Origin of the sequence: Hymenobacter segetis, assembly GCF_038448715.1 — a bacterium.
Classification (GTDB): Bacteria; Bacteroidota; Bacteroidia; order Cytophagales; family Hymenobacteraceae; genus Hymenobacter; species Hymenobacter segetis.
In genome coordinates this window covers 13,000-33,723 of the sequence record NZ_JBCEVZ010000039.1, presented here as the reverse complement: position 1 = coordinate 33,723, position 20,724 = coordinate 13,000, and the positions used below count along the sequence as shown (strand labels likewise).

Sequence of the window (20,724 nt, the reverse complement as noted above, 5' to 3'; positions counted from 1 at the left end):
CTGCAATCAACGAAAGCGGCCGGAAAATTATTCATTTTCCGGCCGCCATTCGTCGATTACTTAAGCCACTTGGTACATTTTCTGGCGCTGGGCTTTCAGCGTTTCATCGGCCAGGTATTCCTCGTAGTTCATGCGCCGGTCGATGATGCCGTCGGGCGTGAGTTCAATGATGCGGTTGGCCACGGTTTCAATGAACTGCAAGTCGTGCGAGGCAAAGATGAGCGAGCCCGTGAACTCCTTCAGGCCGTTGTTCAGGGCCTGAATGCTTTCCAGGTCCAGGTGGTTCGTCGGGTCGTCCAGCACCAGCACGTTGCCGCTTTCCAGCATCATTTTCGAGAGCATGCAGCGCACTTTCTCGCCGCCGCTCAGCACGTTGGGCTTCTTCTGCGATTCCTCGCCCGAAAACAGCATCCGGCCCAGCCAGCCGCGCACGAAGCTCTCGTCCTTCTCCACCGAGTACTGCCGCAGCCAGTCCACCAGGTTCATGTTATCGGCCTGGAAGAAGGAGCTGTTTTCCTTCGGGAAATAGCTTGGCGTAATGGTGGTGCCCCACTTATACTCGCCCTTGTCGGGCGTAGCCTCGCCAAAAATAATATCGAACAGGAGGGAAGCCGCCCGGTCGTCGCGGCCCACAATGGCCACCTTATCGCCCTTATCAAGCGTGAAAGTCACATTTTTCAGCACCGACTGGCCGTCCACTTTCTTGCTCACGCCTTCCACGGCCAGCAGCTGGTTGCCGGCTTCGCGCTCCGGCTTGAAGGCGATGTAGGGGTAGCGGCGCGACGAAGGCTTGATTTCCTCCAGCGTCAGCTTTTGCAGCAGCTTCTGGCGGCTGGTGGCCTGCTTCGATTTCGAGGCGTTGGCCGAGAAGCGGCGCACAAACTCTTCGAGCTCCTTGCGCTTGTCTTCCGTTTTCTTGTTCACGTCCTGGCGCTGGCGCAGGGCCAGCTGGCTGCTCTCGTACCAGAACGAGTAGTTGCCGGGGTACATCGTGATTTTCGAGAAGTCCAAATCAGCCATGTAGTTACACACGGCGTCGAGGAAGTGGCGGTCGTGGCTCACCACAATCACCGTGTTCTGGAACGAGTCGAGGAAGTTTTCCAGCCAGAGCACGCTCTCCGCGTCCAGGTTGTTGGTCGGTTCGTCGAGCAGCAGCACGTCGGGGTTGCCAAAAAGGGCCTGAGCCAACAGCACGCGCACTTTTTCGCTCGCACCGAGGTCCGACATCAGCGCGTAGTGCTTGTCCTCCGTGATACCGAGGCCAGAGAGAAGCTCAGCAGCTTCGTAGTCCGCGTTCCAGCCCTCCAGGTCGGCAAACTCGCCTTCCAGCACGGCGGCGCGCTCGCCGTCGGCATCCGTGAAATCAGCCTTGGCGTAGAGCGCATCCTTCTCCTGCATCACCGCAAACAGGCGCTGGTGGCCCTGAATCACGGTTTGGAGCACGGGCTGGTTGTCGTAGGCAAACTGGTTCTGCTTCAGCACGGCCAGGCGCTGGCCGGCGGGCATTTCCACCGAGCCGGTGTTCGGCTCCAATTCGCCCGACAGGATTTTCAGGAACGTGGATTTGCCCGCGCCGTTGGCCCCAATGAGGCCGTAGCAGTTGCCCGGCAGAAATTTAACGGTAACGTCTTCAAACAGCACGCGCTTCCCGTAGCGCAGGCTCACATTGGTGGTCGAAATCATTCAGTCAGAAAATAGTAACTCACAAAAACCGCGCATTTGGCGCGCGGCAGCCCGGCAAAATTACGCAACAGGACCCCCGCTGGAATCGTTGCGAAAAAAGTAGTTGACAAGCCTGCCGAAAATAACTAACTAGCAGGGCAATTAGTGCCCGGAGCCACCCACCACGTCGCCTCCCGCACCCCGACCATTTTGGATACAACCCTCGGCTACCGGGGCAAGTATAGCTAGCGTAGCAGTAGTTGCCGGCGAGCCGGCCGAGTCTTCACCTTTTACCACTTACGGGCATGGCAGACAATCAATTGACTTCCGAAAGCAATGGCTTCCGCATGGGCGCGCTCACGGCCGCCGTGCTGGTAGCCTACACCGGCATTGCCGCTTTAGCCGGATTCCTGGGTAAAATCGAAGCTGGCACGCTCGATATCTTTATTCTGGCGGGGGGCGTGGTGCTAGCCATTCGCCGCCTCCGGCAGGCCAAGGGGCGGCATATGACCTATTTTCAGGGCTTTGGCACCGGCATCATTGCGGCCCTGGTGGCCTCATTGCTGCTGGGCGCTTTCTTCTGGCTGTTGGGCGGCGTTAGCCAGGCCGCCATTCGGCAAATCCAGGCGCGGGACTTGTTCGGGGCCGACCTCGGCGTGCTCATCAGCGGCCTGGGCATCATCCTTCTGGGCACAATGACCGGCGTGGTAACGGCGCTCATTGCCATGCAGTATTATAAAGTGCCTGAACATCAGCCGATAATGGGTGTGGAGTAGCTGGCTTTTATGTGGATTTGAAACATGAAAAGGCCCTTTTAAGGGCCTTTTTTTTGAGCTCAACAGCATTACATTTTTCGGATTTTATAAGAAAAATTAGACAAAACAGAAACTAAATAATAACTTGCAACTGTTTGAGAAAAACTCAGCTCGTGGTTGCTGACAAAAAGATGTTTTTTATGTCCAAGTATTCTCTCATAATCGTTTTTGCACTGGCTTCTTTTTCAGCCCGTGCTCAGATGTCGGACCGGCTCTCCGAACACCCAAGTGCAAGAATTACCGTAGTCCGGAAATCCTCCGCCGAACAAGCCGCCGTAGCCGAAACCCGGGAGATGACCAATCGGCTTCATCTCAACGAGGGCCAGTTTCTGAAGCTGTTGCCCCTGAATCGGACCAAGCTGGCCGGCCTGCACAGCATCGACCAGCAATACAAAGCCGATGAGGCCACCCGCGCCGCCAAAGCCGCCGAGCTGGAAGCGCAGTTTGAGCAGGAGTGCAGCCGCATTCTCACGCCTTCGCAGCTCAGCCAGCTCCAGCAGCAAAACGGCCAGCCCAACAACACCCCTGCCAACACCGGCAACGGCCTCGGTTAAAATTTCCACCGCTAATACAAGAAAGGCCCGCCAATATTTTGGCGGGCCTTTTTTTGTCTAAACAGCTTCATTTTGTTGACAGCGGGTCGGTCAGCACTTCGGTGACGGTGCCCAGCGGGCCGAAGCGCAGGCTGATGCAGGCTGCGCCCGAGCGGGCATGGCCGGGATTGCACTGCGAGCCGGGCTCTAGGTAGTAGTAGTACACTTTTTCGGTGCCGGCCCGCAGCTCTTCCTCATCGGGCGGGCCGAGCAGGGCGTTCACGTCATCGGCGCGCGCTTCGTAGAGCTGCTCTTTGGCTTTGGTGAGGGCGGGTAGGGCCGCGCGGCGCTGGTTTTTGCAGGCGTAAGGGTCAGCGCGCCAGGCGGTGGCATCGAAGCCGGGCACCTGGGGCAGGGCGTGCCCGCAGCCAAATAAGAGGGCGCTGCCAAGGGCCACACCGGCCAGCTGCTTAAAAAAAGGAGAAAAAAAAGCGGCTGACATCAGAAAAAAGCGAAATAAACGTTTGGGGATGGTAGGGACTTAGCGAAACTAAGCACTATTTTTGGCTTGGCTGTGTATAGGGGCTTGTATAAAAATTATTCAAATCTCATATAGCTTTAATTATTTGATGACCAGAAAGTTTTTTTCCACTATTGCGGTATTGGGTCTGTTTGCGGCTGCCAACCCGGCGGCGGCCCAGAGCCAAAAGGCGGTTGTAGGGGCACTGCCGGTACCAGCCCGGCGGGCCTACTACCAGGTAGCCTTTATGCAGCAGGCCGTGGCAATGTATGCCAAAATGGGCCTGGGTGCATCCGGATTGTCATTGCCGGTGTTTCGGGAAGGGCTGGCGGGCTACTACAACCTGCGCTCATCGGGCAACTACGCGGCGGCCCCGCCGGTGCTCACCCTGATTGACTTTAGCCAATCCAGCCAGCAAAAGCGGCTGTGGGTTATCAACGTAGAAAAATGCAAAGTGCTGTTTCATACGCTGGTGGCCCACGGCAAAGCCAGCGGGGAGGACCGGCCGCTGGCGTTTTCCAACAAGGACGGCTCAGAGATGAGCAGCCTGGGGTTTTATCGCACGGCTCCAACTACTTACGTAGGCAAACACGGCCTGTCGCTGAAAATTGAAGGCATGGACCCAGGCTTCAATTCCAACGCCGAAAGCCGGGCCGTGGTGGTGCACGGGGCCGAGTACGTGTGCGAGGATTTTGTGAAAGCCCACGGCCGCCTGGGGCGCAGCCAAGGTTGCCCGGCGCTGCCAGTGGCTGAGACGGAAGCCATTGTGAAAACCATTCGGGGCGGGAGCGTGATATACCTGCACGGGCCGGCGGGCGCGGGCTACCGCTCGCAGTGGCTGAACGTGGACACGGCGGCTTCGGCATTTGCCAGCCAGCGCGGCGGCACTGGGCGAATGCAATAATTAAATAACCAGAAGTTGAAAGGTGCGTTTAAAGCGCATCGGGCGCAGCCCGTAGCAGTGAGCTATGGCTGCGCCCGTTTCTTTTTCACCCTTTTTCTTCCCCCTGTCATGCGCTTAAATCTCCGTTTCATCATTGCCATCATTGTGGCGGCGGTGTCTCTGTTCGGCTACTATTTCAATACCTCTAAGAATGAGGTGACCGGCGAAACCCAACACGTTAACATGAGCGCCGACCAGGAAATTGCCCTGGGCGTGCAGGCGGCCCCCGAAATGGCCGCCCAGTACGGCGGCGAAAGCCCCGATGCCCGCGCCACGGCCGCCGTGCAGGCGGTGGGCCAGAAAATCATCAGCAGCACGAAGGCGGGTCAGACGCCTTACAAGTTCCAGTTTCACCTGCTGGCTGATGACCATACCATCAATGCCTTCGCGCTGCCCGGTGGGCAGGTGTTCATTACCCAGGGTTTGCTGAAAAACCTGACCTCGGAAGGGCAGCTGGCGGGCGTATTGGCGCACGAAATTGGCCATGTGGTGGGCCGGCACTCGGCGGCGCAGGTGGCTAAATCGAACCTGACGCAGGGCCTGGCCGGGGCTGCCACCATTGCCTCGTATGACCCCAACAGCCCCGGCAGCTCAGTGGCTAAAGCGGCTGTAGCCGCCGCCATTGCCAAGGTTATCAGCCTGCGTTTCGGCCGCAACGACGAGCTGGAGGCCGATAAGCTGGCCGTGGATTTCACGCCTAAAGCTGGCTACGACCCTCGTGCCATGATAAAAGTGATGGAAATGCTGCAAAGCCAGGAAGGCCGCAGCAGCACGCCCGAATTCCTGAGCACGCACCCCGACCCAGGCAACCGGATTGGCGAGCTGCAAAAGGAAATTGCGGCCGAATACCCGCAGGGCGTACCGGCCGGGTTGAAGCAGTAGCGGCCGTTTGTCATTGCGAGTGGAGCGCAGCGCAACGCGGCAACCGAAGGTCAGCGTAGCTAATCCGTCCTCTCATAAGCGACTAGCCTTGTGATGTGACAACGCCTTTTTTAACAACAGAAAGCCCCGATACTTCGCAGTATTGGGGCTTTCTGCTAAAAGAAAGTGTCTGGTTTTGACAGGACGGATTAGCTACGCTGACCTTCGGTTGCCGCGTTCCGCTGCGCTCCACTCGCAATGACAGACGGCTAGAAGTTAGGCGGCGTCAGGTTTTTGAAGTGGCCATTGAGCCGCACCCGGTCCTTGAGGCGCTCGGTTTCGAGCACGACGGGCAGGATGGTGTCGAGGTGCTCGCGGACCATTTCCTGGCGCTCCTGCTCGCTGGTGGTGGCCAGGAGCTGGTATTCCTGCTCGGTGCTGAAGCCGATGTGGTGGGCCACGTCGAAGATGCAGTAGTCGGGGGCCAGCTCCAGCAGCAGCTTGCGCAGGCCGAGGGCTTCGTAGAGCTGGCGGACCTGCTTGGTGATGATTTCGCGCAGTACCGGGTCGGGCACGTCGTCCTGCACCACGTCTTCGACGAGGCCACCGGCGTAGAGCTTGCCGGGGGCCTGGCGGTAAAATTTGTTGATGCGAAACACGCCCACGGCCTTGGTGCGGATGTCGAGCTCGCCGCTGGCGTAGGTTTGCTCCACGCTGATGAGGCGCATTTCGGTGCCTAGCTCGCTCAGGGAATTGTCGAGGTAGGGCGGGATGCCGAAAGTGGTATTTTGCTCAATGCACTCGCGCACCAGCTGCCGATAGCGGGGCTCGAAGATGTGCAGGTTCAGTTTTTCGCCCGGAAAAACGACCAGATTTAGTGGGAACAGCGGAATCAGGCGGGCCATGGGCAGCGGAACGAAAAGGGATGTAACTACCGGCTTAACAACGGGAGGCAGCAGTTGGGTTTTGGGCGGCCGGATGGCACCCGTGGCGGGTGAAGCCGGCGGCAAGGTAGGCGCGAAAGCCAAAACCCCGCCGGCCCCGCTACTTTTGCGCTCCATGCCATCTGCCAAGCTGATTCCCGACGTTTCCATACTGCTCAAAAGAACCGGCCGCCTGCTGCTGCAAGTGGCGGCCGCGCTGTTTCTGACTTCCATTGCCTGGGTGCTGATTTACCGTTGGGTATCGCCCCCAGCCACCTGGCTGATGCTGGACCGCCGCGCCCACGCGCCGGTGGGCCTGGGCTACTACGGCATTCAGGAGGAGCCCCGGCACATTCGCTACCGGTTCCGCAGCCTCGACGAAGTGGCGCCCAGCGTGCCCCTGGCCTTGGTGGCGGCCGAAGACCAGCGCTTCCTCATCCACCACGGCTTCGACCTGGATGCGCTGACCAACGCCGCCAAACGCAACTGGAACGGCGACGGCAAGCACATCGTGGGCGGCAGCACCATCTCGCAACAGGTGGCCAAAAATGTGTTTCTGTGGCAGGGCCGCAGCTACATACGCAAGGCCGCCGAGGCGTATTTCACGGTACTCATTGAGACACTCTGGAGCAAGCGCCGCATCATGGAAATGTACCTCAGCGTGGCCGAGATGGGGGATTGTACCTTCGGCGTGGAGGCCGCCAGCCAGCGCTACTTTGGCAAGCCCGCCAGCCAGGTGAGCCCGGCTGAGGCGGCGCTATTGGCCGGGGTGCTGCCCAATCCGCTCCGCTTCCGGGCCTCGAACCCCGGGCCGGTGGCGCGGGCCAAGCAACTGCGGGTGCTGCGGAATATGCGCCGGCTGGGCGGCACCCGCTACGTGGCCGAGATGCTGAAGTAGAGACGCGACCCATCGCGTCTCGGCGGTCGCGCCGCCTGGGTGTCGTTTCAATCAACCGTTCAACGCCGAGACGCGATGGGTCGCGTCTCTACAATCGTTCAAATTATGCGGCAGACTTTGTACCTAATATGCCTGTGCTGCCTGAGCCTTGCCGGCTGCACCACGGCACGTTCAGCAGCCACCGATAACCCCACCGCGGCCCGCCGGGCCATCGTGCAGGTGCTCACGACCCAAACGGCGGCCTGGAACCGGGGCGACATTCCCGGTTTCATGCAGGGCTACTGGAAGTCCGATTCGCTGGTGTTCATCGGGCGGAAGGGGCCGACTTATGGCTGGCAGCCCACGCTAGCCAACTATCAAAAGAATTACCCTGACGCGGCCGCTATGGGCCAACTGGATTTCAGCGGGCTGCGCGTGACGCTGGTGGCCCCCACGGCGGCGCAGGTGGTGGGGCGCTGGCACCTGGCGCGGCCGGCGGCGCTGGGCGATTTGCAGGGGTATTTCCTGCTGGTGCTGCGGCAGGTGGAAGGCAAGTGGGTGGTGGTGGCCGACCACACCAACAGCAGCCAGTAGCGCGACCCTGTCGTCTGTCATCCTGAGCTTGCGAAGGACCTTCTCACCATTGAATAATTTTGCCGTAATCGAAACGATGGCAAGCGTGATAAGGTCCTTCGCAAGCTCAGGATGACAGAATAAAAAAAGCCCGCTCCAAACCGGAACGGGCTTTTTCGATGGAAATAACAGCGTTTGCCTATATTTTGTCGCGGCGGGCCGTCACGGCGGCCACGAAGGTATCGAGCGTGGCAATGCCGTCGGTAAGGGTATCGCGGTCCAACTCTTTTTCGAGCAGGGCGGTGGTTCCGTAGTTCTCCACTTTGCTGGTGAGGTTGTTGGCGCGGGTTTCGTAGCGGTTGAGCATGTTCTGGTTGCGGCGCTTGTCGTCGCCGTCGGCCAGGGCGGCTACTACGGGCGTGAGGCCGGCAATCAGGGCCTGGGTGGCAGTTAGCTCGGTGGTAGCGCTGGTAGAATCGTCCCAGTTGTCGAGCTGAAACTGGAGGTTGTTGAGGCGGTTCGCCAGGCCGGTGCGCTCGCGCTGTTTGGTGGCGAGCAGGGCGTCGCACTCGGCGATGGTAGTGAGCAGATTTACGGAAAAAGCCATAAGTGTAAACAGTGAAAAGGGTAGTTGAAACTGCCGGCTCGCTCCCGCGCTCCGTTGGCCCCTAAACCACTATCAACCAATCTATATTGTGCAGTAAATCACACAATCTTTTCATGACGTTTCCGTTGCGGCCAGCTCCTGCGCGGCCGCCTCAGCTTCGGCCCGCAGCCCGGCAATGCGTACCCGCAGCCGGGCCTGGGCGGTGCTCCCGCTACGGTCCAACTCGGTGCGGGCTTCAGCCACGAAGCCTGCCAGCCACGCCGGGGCTGCGGTGCCCGCCGGGGCCAGCGCGGCCGTGAGCACGGGCAGGGTCGCCAGCCGCCTTCTGGCCCAAGTGGCGCGGGGCGGTATCTGGCTTAGCTCGTAGGTGAGCTGGTCGGCGCGGTGCTGGCAGGCGCGCTGGTGCTTTTGTAGGGCGGCGGTGTCGGGGGCTTCGGGGGCGGGCTCGGCCTGGGTGCTTTGCCGGGCCAGCGTGAGGGCGGCCTGGGGCAGAGCGGCGGGGAGGGGCAGGGGGCGCAGGCCGCGCTCAACCTGGGATATTACTTCTCTGCTCAAATTGAAGTAATTGCCCAATTCAGTTTGGCTGAGGCCAAAAAATGCGCGCAATTGAGCCAATAACACGGTAGGGGTGGGCATTGTGTAAGAGTTGTGTTGCTTCCGGTTTTTAGGTAACGTTAAAAAGCGGAAGCAATTATGGGCCGGCTTTGCTTCCGCTTTTTGGCAAGAGGTGGAAAGCGGAAGCAAAAGGGCTGCTCATTAAAAGAAATACAGCCGACGGCACGCTTTTTTTGCCTAGCTTGCGCCCCCCTTTATCCACACAATTCACTGGCTGCCGCTGCGCAAGCTGCTGAATCTAATCAGGCTGCTCTCAGCCCCCCAAACTACCATGAGTGACACGCTCGAAGTCCAGATTATGCCCACCACCGGCTCGTTGTATCAACGAGGGTTCGACATCGACACGATGGAAGTGGAGCCGGGCGAGACGTTTAAAATCAATAACAAATACCAGGGGACCGTCAGCTGCGAGGAAGAGGAATACATATTCTGGGACAGGGACGAATTCACTAACCGGAAGGAGCAGGCCGACCCCAACGATACCTACCTGCTGCGCCCCGGCAGCTACCTGTTCCATGAAGACGGCATCACCATCGAAAAACTCAAATAGACCCCTGGTATGATTCACGTAATGGTAGTGCCCGAAACCGAAGAGTTCAAAGACTTCGTGAAACACGATGACTTGATTTTCATCAACCTGAATTTGGGCGTGCCCAACTTTGCGGGCTGGCAGGCGCGGTACGCCGCTCCCTATTGGATATCGGGCGAGCGCGGTGTAAAAAGAATTTATCACATTAAATCGGTCACCAACGACGGGCAGAGCACCGTACTCGCGCTGGGCAACTCTTTCGTGCTGGACGAAGCCTGGGACGAGATGGAGCAGGCCCGCCGCTTTGCCTACTTCCCGCTGAAAAACTTCGGCTTTGTGGAAGTGCAGGAGGGCGTGCTGATGAAGTATAAAGTCTAACGGCCGAACTTGTGACAATGGATAGGCAGCGGGCGCAGGCTCGCCGCAGGAATGAATAAATAAAAATGGCCAAGACCAAGAAAGAAACCGCCGAGGAGCCGCTGGAAAAGCAACTCTGGAAAACCGCCGACAAGCTCCGCAAAAACATTGATGCCGCCGAGTACAAGCACATTGTGCTGGGCCTCATCTTCCTCAAATACATTTCCGATTCCTTCGAGGAGCACTACGCCAAACTGCTGGCCGGCGAGGGCGAATACGCCGGGGCCGACCCCGAAGACAAGGACGAATACAAGGCTGAAAACGTGTTTTTCGTGCCCGAGTATGCCCGCTGGCAGTTCCTGCAAAACCACGCCAAGGCCAGCCAGATTCTCATCAAAGACACTGAAGGCAAGGACATCACCGTGGGCATTGGCGGGGCAGTGGACAATGCCATGGACTGGATTGAAAAAGATAACGCCCCGCTGAAGGGCGTGCTGCCCAAGGTATTTGCCCGCCAGAACCTGGACCCCACCAGCCTGGGCGAGTTAATTGACCTGGTGGGCAACATTGCGCTGGGCGACGCTAAGGCCCGCAGCGCCGACGTGCTGGGCCGCGTCTTCGAATATTTCCTGGGCGAGTTTGCGCTGGCCGAGGGCAAGAAGGGCGGGCAGTTCTACACCCCGCGCAGCGTGGTAGAACTGCTAGTGGAAATGCTGGAGCCCTACGAGGGCCGCGTGTACGACCCCTGCTGCGGCTCGGGCGGCATGTTTGTGCACTCCGAGAAGTTCGTGACCGGGCACCAGGGGCGCCTGAACGACATTTCCATCTACGGGTAGGAAAGCAACCAGACCACCTGGCGGCTGGCCAAGATGAACCTGGCCATCCGGGGCATCGACAGCTCGCAGGTGAAGTGGAACAGCGAGGGCTCCTTCCTTAACGACGCGCACCGCGACCTGAAGGCCGACTACATCATCGCCAACCCGCCCTTCAACGTGAGCGACTGGGGCGGCGAGCTGCTGCGCGCCGACGGCCGCTGGAAGTACGGCGTGCCGCCCGCCGGCAACGCCAACTTCGGCTGGATGCAGCACTTCATCCACCACCTGGCCCCCACGGGGCAGGCGGGCGTGGTGCTGGCCAAGGGGGCGCTCACCTCCAAAAGCTCGGGCGAGGGCGACATTCGCCGGGCGCTGGTGGAGGCCGGCCTCATCGACTGCATCGTGAACCTGCCGGCCAAGCTGTTTCTGAACACCCAGATTCCGGCCGGCCTGTGGTTTATGAACCGCAACCGCCGGGGCGATGCCCGCTTCCGCGACCGCAGCGGCGAGATTCTCTTCATCGACGCCCGCAACCTGGGCTTCTTGGTGAACCGCCGCACCCGCGAGCTGAGCGACGACGACATCAAACGAATTGCCGACACCTACCACCAGTGGCGCACCACCGGCGGCAGCTACGAGGACGTGCCCGGCTTCTGCATGGCCGCCCCCCTGGCGCGGGTGCAGGAGCTGGACTACGTGCTGACCCCCGGCCGCTACGTGGGCCTGCCCGACGACGACGACGAGTTTGACTTCACCGAGCGCTTCACCACGCTACGGGCGGAACTGGAGGCGCAGCTAAGCGAGGAAAGCGTGCTGAACAAGCTGATTGCGGATAACCTGGCGAAGATTTTAACGGCGTAGAGATATGAGCGGGCAGACGGAAATAATGTGGGGGGAAGTAGCAGAAATCGCTAGCGCCAATGAGTGGAAAGATACACTGCTAGATGAGGTCGCTGATATTATCCCTGGCTTTGCGTTCAAAAGCCAAGAATTTGGTAGTCGTGGCGAGGTCGTAATCAAGATAAAAGACATAAACCAAGGCTTTGTTGATTTTAACAACACAGACAGAGTTGTTACTTTAAATTACGCTAAAGGCAAGCTTGATAAATATCGTATTTCTTTCGGCGATTACGTGGTTGCAATGACGGGTGCGACTATTGGGAAAGTTGGACGAGTTAAGCTTAATAAAACGGCGTTGATAAATCAGCGCGTTGCTAAAATCAAGTCAAAACCGGGTATTAGCAATGATTTTGTTTACTACTGTCTTTCTGGGGAGGACTTTCAATTGTTCATTCAGAATAATATCGACAGTAATAGCGCCCAAGAAAATATCAGTGGAGGTAGCATAGGACGGTATCCAATATTACTGCCACCGTTGGCGGAACAACGAGCCATTGCCGGTGTCTTATGCAGCCTAGATGACAAAATAGACCTGCTGCATCGGCAAAATGCCACCTTGGAAGCCTTGGCGGAAACGCTGTTTCGGCAGTGGTTTGTGGAGGAGGCAAAGGATGAGTGGGAAGAGCGCAAAGTGGGAGACATTGCTACTCATCTTAAAGTGGGCATAAATCCTGTTGCTAATCCCACGGTGATGTACCACCAATACAGTTTGCCAGCCTATGATAATGGGCAAGTTCCAACTCGGGAATTGGGACTAGAAATATTGAGCAATAAGTACGAGGTTTCACCCAACACCATTTTGATTTCAAAGTTGAATCCTCGCTTTCCCAGAATATGGGCAATCGGTAATAGTATAGAGGATAATTCGGTCTGTTCAACTGAATTTCAGGTTTTCAAACCTAAAAAGCAGAGCCTGTATGCGTACTTCTATTTCCTTATTAAATCGGAAGATGTTGTTGGCGAAATGACAATGGCTGCTTCTGGTACAAGCGGAAGCCACCAGCGAATAAGACCAGAAGACATTCTGAATATTAAAGTGAGAATCCCATCTATTGAAAAGGCTGAAGAATTCTCCTCGATAACCCAAGGATTTATTGATAAAGCCGATAAAGACCGGCGCGTGATTCAAACCCTTTCCACCCTGCGCGACACGCTGCTCCCTAAGCTGATGAGCGGGGAGGTGCGCGTCGCCTACTAACCCCCATTCCCGCCCCTCTACCCATGGCGAAACTCACCGAAAACGCAATCGAAGAATACGCCATCGAGCTGCTGGAGCAGCTAGGGTATCAGTACGGCTACGGGCCGGCGCTGGCCCCCGGCGAGCCCACCGCCGAGCGGGCCAGCTGGGCCGATGTGCTGCTGCTGGAGCGGCTGCGCACCGCCATCGCGCGCCTCAACCCCACCGTGCCGGCCGAGGCCCGCGAAGATGCCCTGCGGCAGGTGCGCGACATTGCCTCGCCCGAGCTGCTGGCCAACAACGAAACGTTTCACCGCCTGCTCACCGAGGGCGTGAAAGTGGGCCGGCAGCAGGACGGGCAGGAGCGGGGCGAGGTGGTGTGGCTGGTCGATTTCCAGCACCCCGACCGCAACGAGTTCCTGGCCGTGAACCAGCTCACGATAGTGGAAAACGGCCACACCAAGCGCCCCGACCTGGTGCTGTTCGTGAACGGCCTGCCGCTGGTGGTGCTGGAGCTGAAAAATGCCGCCGACGAGAAAGCCACCCTCCAGACCGCCTACAAGCAGCTCGAAACCTACAAGGCCCTCATTCCGGGCCTGTTCACCTACAACGGCCTGCTGGTCATCTCCGACGGCCACGAAGCCCGGGCCGGCTCGCTGTCGGCGGGCCTGAGCCGCTACATGGCCTGGAAGTCGGCCGACGGCCTGGCCGAAGCCTCGCCGCTGGTGGGCCAGCTCGAAACCCTGATTCGGGGCATGCTGGGCCCGGCCACGCTGCTGGATTTGCTGCGCCACTTCGTGGTGTTCGAGAAGTCGAAAAAGGAAGACCCCAAGACGGGGGTAATTGCCATTACCACGGTGAAGAAGGTGGCGGCCTACCACCAGTACTATGCGGTGAACGCGGCGGTGGCTTCCACCCTGCGGGCGGCCGGGCACACGCCGGAGACAGGCGAATTAACAGAACGTCATGCTGAGCGCAGCCGAAGCATCTCGCGTGCAGCAGTAAATCAATCGAGCGACGAAGCGGTAGAGATGCTTCGACAAGCTCAGCATGACGTTCAGAAAGCCCCCGACGCCCAGGAAGACCCTGTCCGCTACGGCCTGCCCACCGTGAAAGCCCAGCCCTTCGGCGACCAGAAGGCCGGTGTGGTGTGGCACACCCAGGGCAGCGGCAAAAGCCTGAGCATGGTGTTCTACACCGGCAAAATCGTGCTGGCCCTCGACAACCCCACCGTGCTGGTCATCACCGACCGCAACGACCTCGACGACCAGCTGTTCGATACCTTCGCCGGCTCGACGCAGCTGCTGCGCCAGGAGCCCCGGCAGGTGGAAGACCGACAGGAGCTGAAAACCCTGCTGCGCGTGGGCTCGGGCGGGGTGGTGTTCACCACCATCCAGAAGTTTCAGCCCGAGGAAGGCAACGTGTACGAGGAGTTGTCGGCGCGGCGCAACATCGTCGTCATTGCCGACGAGGCCCACCGCACGCAGTACGGCTTCAAGGCCAAAACCGTGGACGTGAAAAACGAGGCCGGCGACGTGGTGGGCAAAAAAGTGGTGTACGGCTTTGCCAAGTACCTGCGCGACGCCCTGCCCAACGCCACCTACCTGGGCTTCACGGGTACGCCGGTCGAGAAAACCGACGTGAACACCCCGGCTGTGTTCGGCAACTACATCGACATCTACGACATCGCCCAGGCCGTGGAAGACGGTGCCACAGTGCGCATCTACTACGAAAGCCGCCTGGCCAAAGTGAGCCTGAGCGAGGAAGGCAAAAAGCTGGTGGCCGACCTCGACAAAAGCCTGGACCAGGAAGGGCTGAGCGACCCCCAGAAGGCCAAAGCCAAGTGGACGCAGCTCGAATCCCTGATTGGCAGCGAGCAGCGCATCGGCAGAATCGCGGCCGACATCGTGGCCCACTTCGAGCAGCGGCAGGAAGTATTTGAGGGTAAGGGGATGATAGTGGCCATGTCGCGGCGCATCGCGGCCGAGCTGTACGCGGCCATTGTGGCCCTGCGGCCCGACTGGCACACCGACGACCTGACAACAGGACGCCTGAAAGTGGTGATGACCTCGGCCTCGTCGGACGGGCCCGACATTGCGAAGCACCACACCCACAAGGCCCAGCGCCGCGCCCTGGCCGAGCGCATGAAAGACCCCGCCGACCCGCTGCAACTAGTGATAGTGCGCGACATGTGGCTTACGGGCTTCGACGCCCCGAGCATGCACACGCTCTACATCGATAAGCCTATGCAGGGCCACAACCTGATGCAGGCCATTGCCCGCGTCAACCGCGTGTACAAGGACAAACCCGGCGGACTGGTGGTGGACTACCTGGGCATCGCCTCCGACCTAAAAAAGGCGCTGGCCTTCTATTCCGATGCCGGCGGCAAAGGCGACCCGGCCGAAACCCAAATACAGGCCGTGGCCCTGATGGCGGAGAAGCTGGAAGTGGTGCAAGCCATGTACCATGGCTTTGCTTACGACCACTACTACGACGCCGGCACCGCTCAAAAGCTGTCGATGATATTGGCCGCCGAGGACCACGTCCTGGGGCTGCCCGATGGGAAGAAGCGCTACATCTACGAGGTAACGGCGCTGTCGCAAGCATTTGCCATTGCCATTCCGCACGAGCTGGCCATGGCTGTGAAGGAAGAAATCGGCTTTTTTCAGGCCGTGAAGGCCCGGCTGGCTAAATTCACCACCGGCAGCTCGGGCCGCAGCGACGAAGACATCGAAACCACCATCCGGCAGGTGATTGACAAGGCGCTGGTGTCGGAGCAGGTAATTGACGTGTTCGACGCGGCCGGCATCAAGAAGCCCGATATTTCCATCCTCTCGGAGGAATTCCTGCTGGAGCTGAAGGGCATGCAGCACAAGAATATTGCGCTGGAAGTGCTGCAGAAGCTGTTGCGCGACGAGATAAAAGCCCGCGCCAAATACAACCTGGTGAAAAGCAAGTCGCTGATGGAAATGCTGGAAAGCGCCATCAAGCGCTACCACGCCAAGATTATCACCGCTGCCGAGGTTATCGACTACCTCATCAAGTTGGGCCGGGAAGAAGTAGCCGGCATGGACAGCGAAGCCGCCGCCATGGGCCTCACCGACTATGAGTACGCCTTCTACTCGGCCGTGGCCAACAACGACAGCGCCCAGGAGTTGATGCAAAAAGACAAGCTGCGCGAACTGGCCGTGGTGCTCACCGAGCGGGTGCGCAGCAATGCCTCTATCGACTGGACCATCAAGGAAAGCGTGCGGGCCAAGCTGAAAGTCATTGTGAAGCGCACCCTGCGCCAGTTCGGCTACCCGCCCGATATGGAGCTGCTGGCGACGGAAACGGTGCTGAAGCAGGCGGAGTTGATTGCGAATGAACTGACAAAGAAGTAGGAATATCTCGGTATAAGCCAGTGTGAGGTGAAGAAGTATTTACATTTGATATGTTAAAAATTCACTCTCTTGCTTCCTCGTGCCTAAACCTAACTCTACCCAGCACGTCCTAAATTTCGATGGCCCGAAGTGGCCGCCGCAACACCTCCTTCCCATTAACTGGTTGCCCAGGCAGCAGCGGGTAGGGCCTTGGTTTTTGCGCGACCTGAAGGCTTCGACCGAATATGGCATCATTACGGGCTTCACTTCACTGAGCGAGCTGGTAACCCTGTTCGGAGGGAATAAGCATCAGTTGCCGCCATTTCAGGCGGTGCGGGTGATGCTGGGTTTTGAGCAGGAACCCAGGGCCCGCGATAAAAAAGGGTGGCCGGTGCACCAGCCGCTGGCCAATGAAATCCGGGATTACTGGCTGCGGCGCGGCATTTCCATTGTGCACGGCGGCGCCATTCTGCGCACCATTGCCCTGCTGGAAGCGCCACAAGGTTGGCTGCAAATGCGGCTGTTGGATGGACTGCACGCCAAGCTCTACGTGGGCAACACCCACGCCATGCTGGGGTCGAGCAATTTCAGCCCCTACGGCCTGGGCATGAACCGGCAGATTGAAGCCAACGTGCGCTATAAGCGCCAAAGTCGCAGCCGCGCTATTGCCAAACGTTATGAGTACGTGCGGCAGCTAGGGCAAAATTTCTGGGACGAGGGCGTTGATTATAATGCCCGAGCAGTAGAACTGCTCAAGTCCCTGTTGCAAGTCGTGACTTGGCCCGAAGCCCTGGCCCGTGCCATTGCCGAAATTCTGGAGGGCGACTCGCTATTTGAAGCCGGTGGCCTGCTGGCCGATGCGCCCAGGCTGTGGCCGCACCAGCGGCAAGGCGTAGCGCAGGCGCTTTACGTGCTCGACCATCTCGGCAACGTGCTAGTGGCTGACCCCACCGGCTCGGGCAAAACCAAGTTGGTCGGCACCTTACTGGTGGCTTTGGAACGACGCAAACAAGCCCGGCAGCCCCGGCCGCTCAATCTGGCTGTGGTTGCGCCGCCATCCATCTTGGATGACTGGCAGGATTGCTGCCTGAAACTGGGCCGGGCCGGGGTAGAACGCATTTCAGGCGGACAACTCAGTAAGAAGGAAGGTGCACCCGACCCGTACCGCATCCGCGAAAAGCTGCAATTGGTCGATGTGTTGGTGCTGGATGAAGCACACCGCTACCTCAATGCGCGCAGCCTGCGCACCCAGCAGCTAGTGCAGCACAGCTACCAGCATTTGCTCCTGACCACGGCTACGCCCCTGAACCGGCATGCTACCGACTTGCTTCGGCTAATCGAATTGCTGGACGTAGATAACCTGTCCGATAACGACTTGCTCACGCTGGAACGGCTGCGTGGCAAGCCCCTGCGCAGGTTCGATGAAGCTGATGTGGAACAGCTGCGCCAGTTTGTGGGCCAGTTTCTGTTGCGTCGTACTCGCTACGAATTAACCAGCCAGATAAAACGCCAGCCAAAAGAGTATGAGCGGCCGGTCCCGTTGCGTGGCTGCAATTATCCTGATCACAAGCCGCATCCTTATAAAACCGAGGAAACCTCCGCAGACCAGAAAATTGCTGAGCGAATGCGTGAGGTAGCCGAGCAATTAGTTGGTATTCGCTATTTGCTTGACCTGAACCCCAAGCAAAGCCATTACCTGACCGACGAAGAAAAGCGTCGGTACCTGGAGAAGCGAGTGGAGTTAGCGCCATATCTGGCCCGGTTCACTTTGCGCCAGGCATTACGTTCTTCCAATGCGGCTTTATATGAGCACTTAGCCGGTGCTCAAGCTGCGGCTGATGCTTTTGGCCTTGTAGAATTGCCTGCCACCAGGCTTAAAACACAGGGAGTAATTCAGCAATTGGAAGCTGTGCTGAGTGCTGGCAGCTTACCTAAACGTGACCCGGAAAAGCTGCCAACCGCGCTAATCCCCCAGCCCTGGCTGCACGACGCGGCTGCATGGCAGGTTCATTGCGCAGCTGAAATTGCTATTTACCGGGAGCTATTGGAATTACTCAGTCAACTTACGGAGTCGCGTGAGCGCGGCAAGGTGCAACTCATTGCCAAATTATTGGGCGAGGGTAATCATAAGCTGGTGCTGGCATTCGACCATTCGCTCATTACACTGGAGCGGTTGCGGATGCTTTTTGAGGAGCAGCAACTGACAGGCCTCGAAAGTTTCACGGTAACCGGTGCCCAACAAAAAGCCCGTAGGCGGCTGGAAGGGGATTTTAAGCTGGGTTCATCCGCCAGTGGGATAGTTGCCTTTTGCTCAGATGTGGTATCAGAGTCGCTCAACTTGCAGCAAACCTCGGACCTTGTCCAACTCGATATGCCCACGGTATTGCGCGTGGCTGAGCAGCGCCTGGGACGACTAGACCGCCTCGATAGTCCTCACGAAACCATTGCTTCTTACTGGCCTAAAGACAGCCCGGCCTTCTCGCTAAAAGCGGACGAACACCTGATTCAAGCCCTGCGACATGCTGGTCAATTAATCGGCAACAACCTAGTGCTACCTGATGAGCATTTGGCGGATTATGTTGATAAGCTGGAGCACAATAGCATTACCAAATCGTTGAATCCCTTTCGTCAGGCTGGGCGCGACGAAGCTCGTTGGACCGGCTTGCAGGACGCGCTGCAACCAGTGCGCGAGCTTAAAACAGGACCTAATCAACTGGTACCCCAAGCGACGTATGAAAAAATATGGACTTCCCGCGAGTCTGTAAAGTGCCGGGTGAGTTACGTTGCTGCTGAGCAGGCATGGGCCTTTTTCGCGCTACGCAGTAGCACTACCCGCAGTGGCAACTGGTATATGTTGGTTGACGATGAGTCACCCGAGTCGGATTTAGGCCGCATTTGTCAAGCCTTGCAGCTACGTTTAGCTGGTCAGCCGGCCAAATCGTTGGCTTGGGAAGACGGCGATAATTACCTGAACCATTTCCTGCAAAAACTGCAAGCTGCCGAACGGCAGCTTTTGCCCAACCGTGCCCGGCGAGCTCTGGAAGTAGGCGAAGCCATTGTGCGGGTGCACCTGAAAAGTATTGGAAAGGACAAGGCATCAACCTCTGACCCTCGCGCCGTTTTATTGCGCCAAGTCCTGAGTTTATTTCAGCCAGCAAAAACGCTGAGTGGACCAGAATCCAGCCGCGACGAAGTCATGGTTGACTTCGGGAAGCTGGCGGCTCATTGGCTGCAGTTGTTATTACCTCATGTAAGAAAATTGCGTCAGGCCAATAAGAACCATCGGCACATAATCAGCCTCAAAACCTTGAAAAAGCACGGTGCTGAAATACTGTTACCGATTGAGGTACTTCAGCATTTATTGGATGAAGCCGGAGTATTGCCGACTGTAGATTATCGCATTGCTGCTTGCATTATTGGAGTAGCCAAGCAATCTGAATTAGTGGATTAGAAATTTTACACTACCAGCCCCAGCGTGGCCGCGTGCGCGGCGGCCGTCGCATAATCTGCTACCAGTAGCATGGGCACGTCTTCGCGGTCCAGCTCCTCGATAATTGGCCCGACCAGGGCGGCCCGTTCCGGCACCTGCACGTCGCGGATGTAGATGGCGCGGATGCGGCCGGGGTGGCGGCGCACCACTTCGCGGTAGATGCGGGCGTCTTCCTGGCCGCTGTCGCCGAGCAGGACGAAGGGGAGCGTGGGGTAGGTGGTGAGCAGGTCGTCGATTTCGTGCAGCTTGTGGGCGAAGTGGATGGCGGCCGAGCCCGTGACGCCGGGCGGGGGCGTGGTTTTGGGGCGGGCAATGCTGAGGTCGCGCAGCAGGAGCGGGCCGGTGGGGATGTCGTGCAGCTTCAGGAATTCCGCGAGCAGGTCGTAGAGGTTCCAAGGGCTGCTGCTGACGAAGAAAAACGGGTTGTCGGGCCGGCCGGTGCGGCCGTGCTGGAGGCGGCGGTAGAACTCGGCCACGCCCTCAAAGGGCTGTTTCGACTGGGCATTGCTGAACAGCACGCGGCCCAGCATCTTGAAAATATTGGTGGCGCTGGTTTCAAATACCGTGTCGTCGAGGTCGGAAATCACGCCGAACTCGGCACTGGCGGGTGGCACCAGCACGGCGGCTTCGGTGGCAATAGCTTTAGTGGGCGGCCGGAGGAAGGAGGGCAGCCGGGCTACGCGCACTGGCACCGGGTACCAGAGGTAGGCCACGGGCGCGGGCAGTTGGTGCGGCTCGATAACGAGGGTGAAATAGCCTTCGTCGTCGGTGGTGACGAGGTGCTGGCTGCCGTCGGGCAGCTCGGCGATGAGGTCGGCCCCGGCCACTTCGCGGCTGTTGAAGCGGCGCACCATGCTGCGGAAATTGCGCCAGCCGGAGTCGGTGGCGGTGGCGGCGGTCAGGCCGGGGTCGGCCAGCAGGCGGCCTTTGATGTAGAACTTTTCGGCCGTGCCGTAGCTGCGGTAAGCATCGATTTGCAGGGGGCGCAACCAGCCGCGGCGGGCCGAGAAACGGGTGTAGAGGTGGTCGCTCCACTCGGAGAGATTGGAAAGAGCAGCAGGCAGCTTCATGGGGCAAACCTACGGCTGAGGGATGGCAATGGCTGATGTAGGGCGGACTTTTAGTCTGCGAGAGAAGGGTGTTGAAGTGATGTGCAGTCGTTTGA

The 20,724-nt window shown here is 58.6% G+C and carries 17 protein-coding genes and 1 pseudogene; 12 read left to right on the top strand and 6 right to left on the bottom strand.

Going from position 1 to position 20,724, the window contains the following annotated elements:
- Window positions 1–60 precede the first annotated feature (60 nt).
- Complete coding sequence (locus tag AAFH49_RS15040) at window positions 61–1,683, bottom strand: ABC-F family ATP-binding cassette domain-containing protein (protein ID WP_342299429.1); 1,623 nt, start codon at window positions 1,681–1,683, stop codon at window positions 61–63.
- A 284-nt stretch (window positions 1,684–1,967) separates the two neighbouring features.
- On the opposite strand from AAFH49_RS15040, the gene AAFH49_RS15035 reads away from it, so the two are divergent.
- Together AAFH49_RS15035 and AAFH49_RS15030 are read left to right on the top strand one after the other, a co-directional pair.
- Complete coding sequence (locus AAFH49_RS15035) at window positions 1,968–2,438, top strand: DUF4199 domain-containing protein (protein ID WP_342299428.1); 471 nt, start codon at window positions 1,968–1,970, stop codon at window positions 2,436–2,438.
- Between the two features lie 332 nt (window positions 2,439–2,770).
- Window positions 2,771–3,031 (top strand): hypothetical protein, encoded by a 261-nt coding sequence (locus AAFH49_RS15030; protein WP_342299426.1) that lies wholly within the window; start codon window positions 2,771–2,773, stop codon window positions 3,029–3,031.
- 67 nt (window positions 3,032–3,098) lie between these two features.
- Here the strand turns inward: AAFH49_RS15030 and AAFH49_RS15025 are convergent, their stop codons facing one another.
- The gene (locus AAFH49_RS15025) at window positions 3,099–3,512 is read right to left on the bottom strand and encodes a hypothetical protein (RefSeq protein WP_342299424.1); all 414 of its coding nucleotides are present in this window, start codon (window positions 3,510–3,512) and stop codon (window positions 3,099–3,101) included.
- A 127-nt stretch (window positions 3,513–3,639) separates the two neighbouring features.
- Between AAFH49_RS15025 and AAFH49_RS15020 the strand changes: the two genes are divergently transcribed.
- Both AAFH49_RS15020 and AAFH49_RS15015 read left to right on the top strand, forming a co-directional pair.
- Window positions 3,640–4,434 (top strand): murein L,D-transpeptidase catalytic domain family protein, encoded by a 795-nt coding sequence (locus AAFH49_RS15020; RefSeq protein WP_342299422.1) that lies wholly within the window; start codon window positions 3,640–3,642, stop codon window positions 4,432–4,434.
- Window positions 4,435–4,542: 108 nt separating this feature from the next.
- The gene (locus AAFH49_RS15015; RefSeq protein WP_342299421.1) at window positions 4,543–5,355 is read left to right on the top strand and encodes a M48 family metalloprotease; all 813 of its coding nucleotides are present in this window, start codon (window positions 4,543–4,545) and stop codon (window positions 5,353–5,355) included.
- A gap of 248 nt (window positions 5,356–5,603) precedes the next feature.
- Here the strand turns inward: AAFH49_RS15015 and AAFH49_RS15010 are convergent, their stop codons facing one another.
- Window positions 5,604–6,239: an LON peptidase substrate-binding domain-containing protein gene (locus AAFH49_RS15010; RefSeq protein ID WP_342299420.1), complete on the bottom strand. Its 636-nt coding sequence runs from the start codon at window positions 6,237–6,239 to the stop codon at window positions 5,604–5,606.
- A gap of 154 nt (window positions 6,240–6,393) precedes the next feature.
- Here AAFH49_RS15010 and mtgA point away from each other — a divergent pair, with 154 nt between their 5' ends.
- Both mtgA and AAFH49_RS15000 read left to right on the top strand, forming a co-directional pair.
- A complete protein-coding gene (gene mtgA, locus AAFH49_RS15005) occupies window positions 6,394–7,155 on the top strand; it encodes a monofunctional biosynthetic peptidoglycan transglycosylase (protein ID WP_342299418.1) in 762 nt (253 codons plus the stop codon).
- A gap of 105 nt (window positions 7,156–7,260) precedes the next feature.
- On the top strand, window positions 7,261–7,728 hold the full coding sequence (locus AAFH49_RS15000) for a YybH family protein (protein WP_342299416.1): 468 nt from the start codon (window positions 7,261–7,263) through the stop codon (window positions 7,726–7,728).
- A 178-nt stretch (window positions 7,729–7,906) separates the two neighbouring features.
- Here AAFH49_RS15000 and AAFH49_RS14995 read toward each other — a convergent pair whose 3' ends face one another.
- Window positions 7,907–8,314: a hypothetical protein gene (locus AAFH49_RS14995; RefSeq protein WP_342299414.1), complete on the bottom strand. Its 408-nt coding sequence runs from the start codon at window positions 8,312–8,314 to the stop codon at window positions 7,907–7,909.
- A 111-nt stretch (window positions 8,315–8,425) separates the two neighbouring features.
- Window positions 8,426–8,950 (bottom strand): hypothetical protein, encoded by a 525-nt coding sequence (locus tag AAFH49_RS14990; protein ID WP_342299412.1) that lies wholly within the window; start codon window positions 8,948–8,950, stop codon window positions 8,426–8,428.
- Between the two features lie 250 nt (window positions 8,951–9,200).
- On the opposite strand from AAFH49_RS14990, the gene AAFH49_RS14985 reads away from it, so the two are divergent.
- The 6 genes and pseudogenes from AAFH49_RS14985 to AAFH49_RS14960 all read left to right on the top strand — a co-directional run bounded on the left by AAFH49_RS14985 (window position 9,201) and on the right by AAFH49_RS14960 (window position 19,520).
- Window positions 9,201–9,479, top strand: coding sequence for a hypothetical protein (locus AAFH49_RS14985; protein WP_342299409.1), 279 nt, complete (start codon window positions 9,201–9,203; stop codon window positions 9,477–9,479).
- Window positions 9,480–9,488: 9 nt separating this feature from the next.
- The gene (locus AAFH49_RS14980; RefSeq protein ID WP_342299408.1) at window positions 9,489–9,836 is read left to right on the top strand and encodes a hypothetical protein; all 348 of its coding nucleotides are present in this window, start codon (window positions 9,489–9,491) and stop codon (window positions 9,834–9,836) included.
- A gap of 65 nt (window positions 9,837–9,901) precedes the next feature.
- Window positions 9,902–11,491 (top strand): annotated as a pseudogene (locus AAFH49_RS14975) (type I restriction-modification system subunit M).
- A 4-nt stretch (window positions 11,492–11,495) separates the two neighbouring features.
- Window positions 11,496–12,728: a restriction endonuclease subunit S gene (locus AAFH49_RS14970; RefSeq protein ID WP_342299406.1), complete on the top strand. Its 1,233-nt coding sequence runs from the start codon at window positions 11,496–11,498 to the stop codon at window positions 12,726–12,728.
- Between the two features lie 23 nt (window positions 12,729–12,751).
- Window positions 12,752–16,090 carry a type I restriction endonuclease subunit R gene (locus tag AAFH49_RS14965; RefSeq protein ID WP_342299404.1) on the top strand — a complete coding sequence of 1,113 codons (3,339 nt, stop codon included), beginning with the start codon at window positions 12,752–12,754 and terminating at the stop codon, window positions 16,088–16,090.
- A gap of 79 nt (window positions 16,091–16,169) precedes the next feature.
- On the top strand, window positions 16,170–19,520 hold the full coding sequence (locus AAFH49_RS14960; RefSeq protein ID WP_342299402.1) for an SNF2-related protein: 3,351 nt from the start codon (window positions 16,170–16,172) through the stop codon (window positions 19,518–19,520).
- A gap of 5 nt (window positions 19,521–19,525) precedes the next feature.
- On the opposite strand, the gene AAFH49_RS14955 is transcribed toward AAFH49_RS14960, so the two are convergent.
- A complete protein-coding gene (locus tag AAFH49_RS14955) occupies window positions 19,526–20,629 on the bottom strand; it encodes an App1 family protein phosphatidate phosphatase (protein WP_342299400.1) in 1,104 nt (367 codons plus the stop codon).
- Window positions 20,630–20,724: the final 95 nt, after the last annotated feature.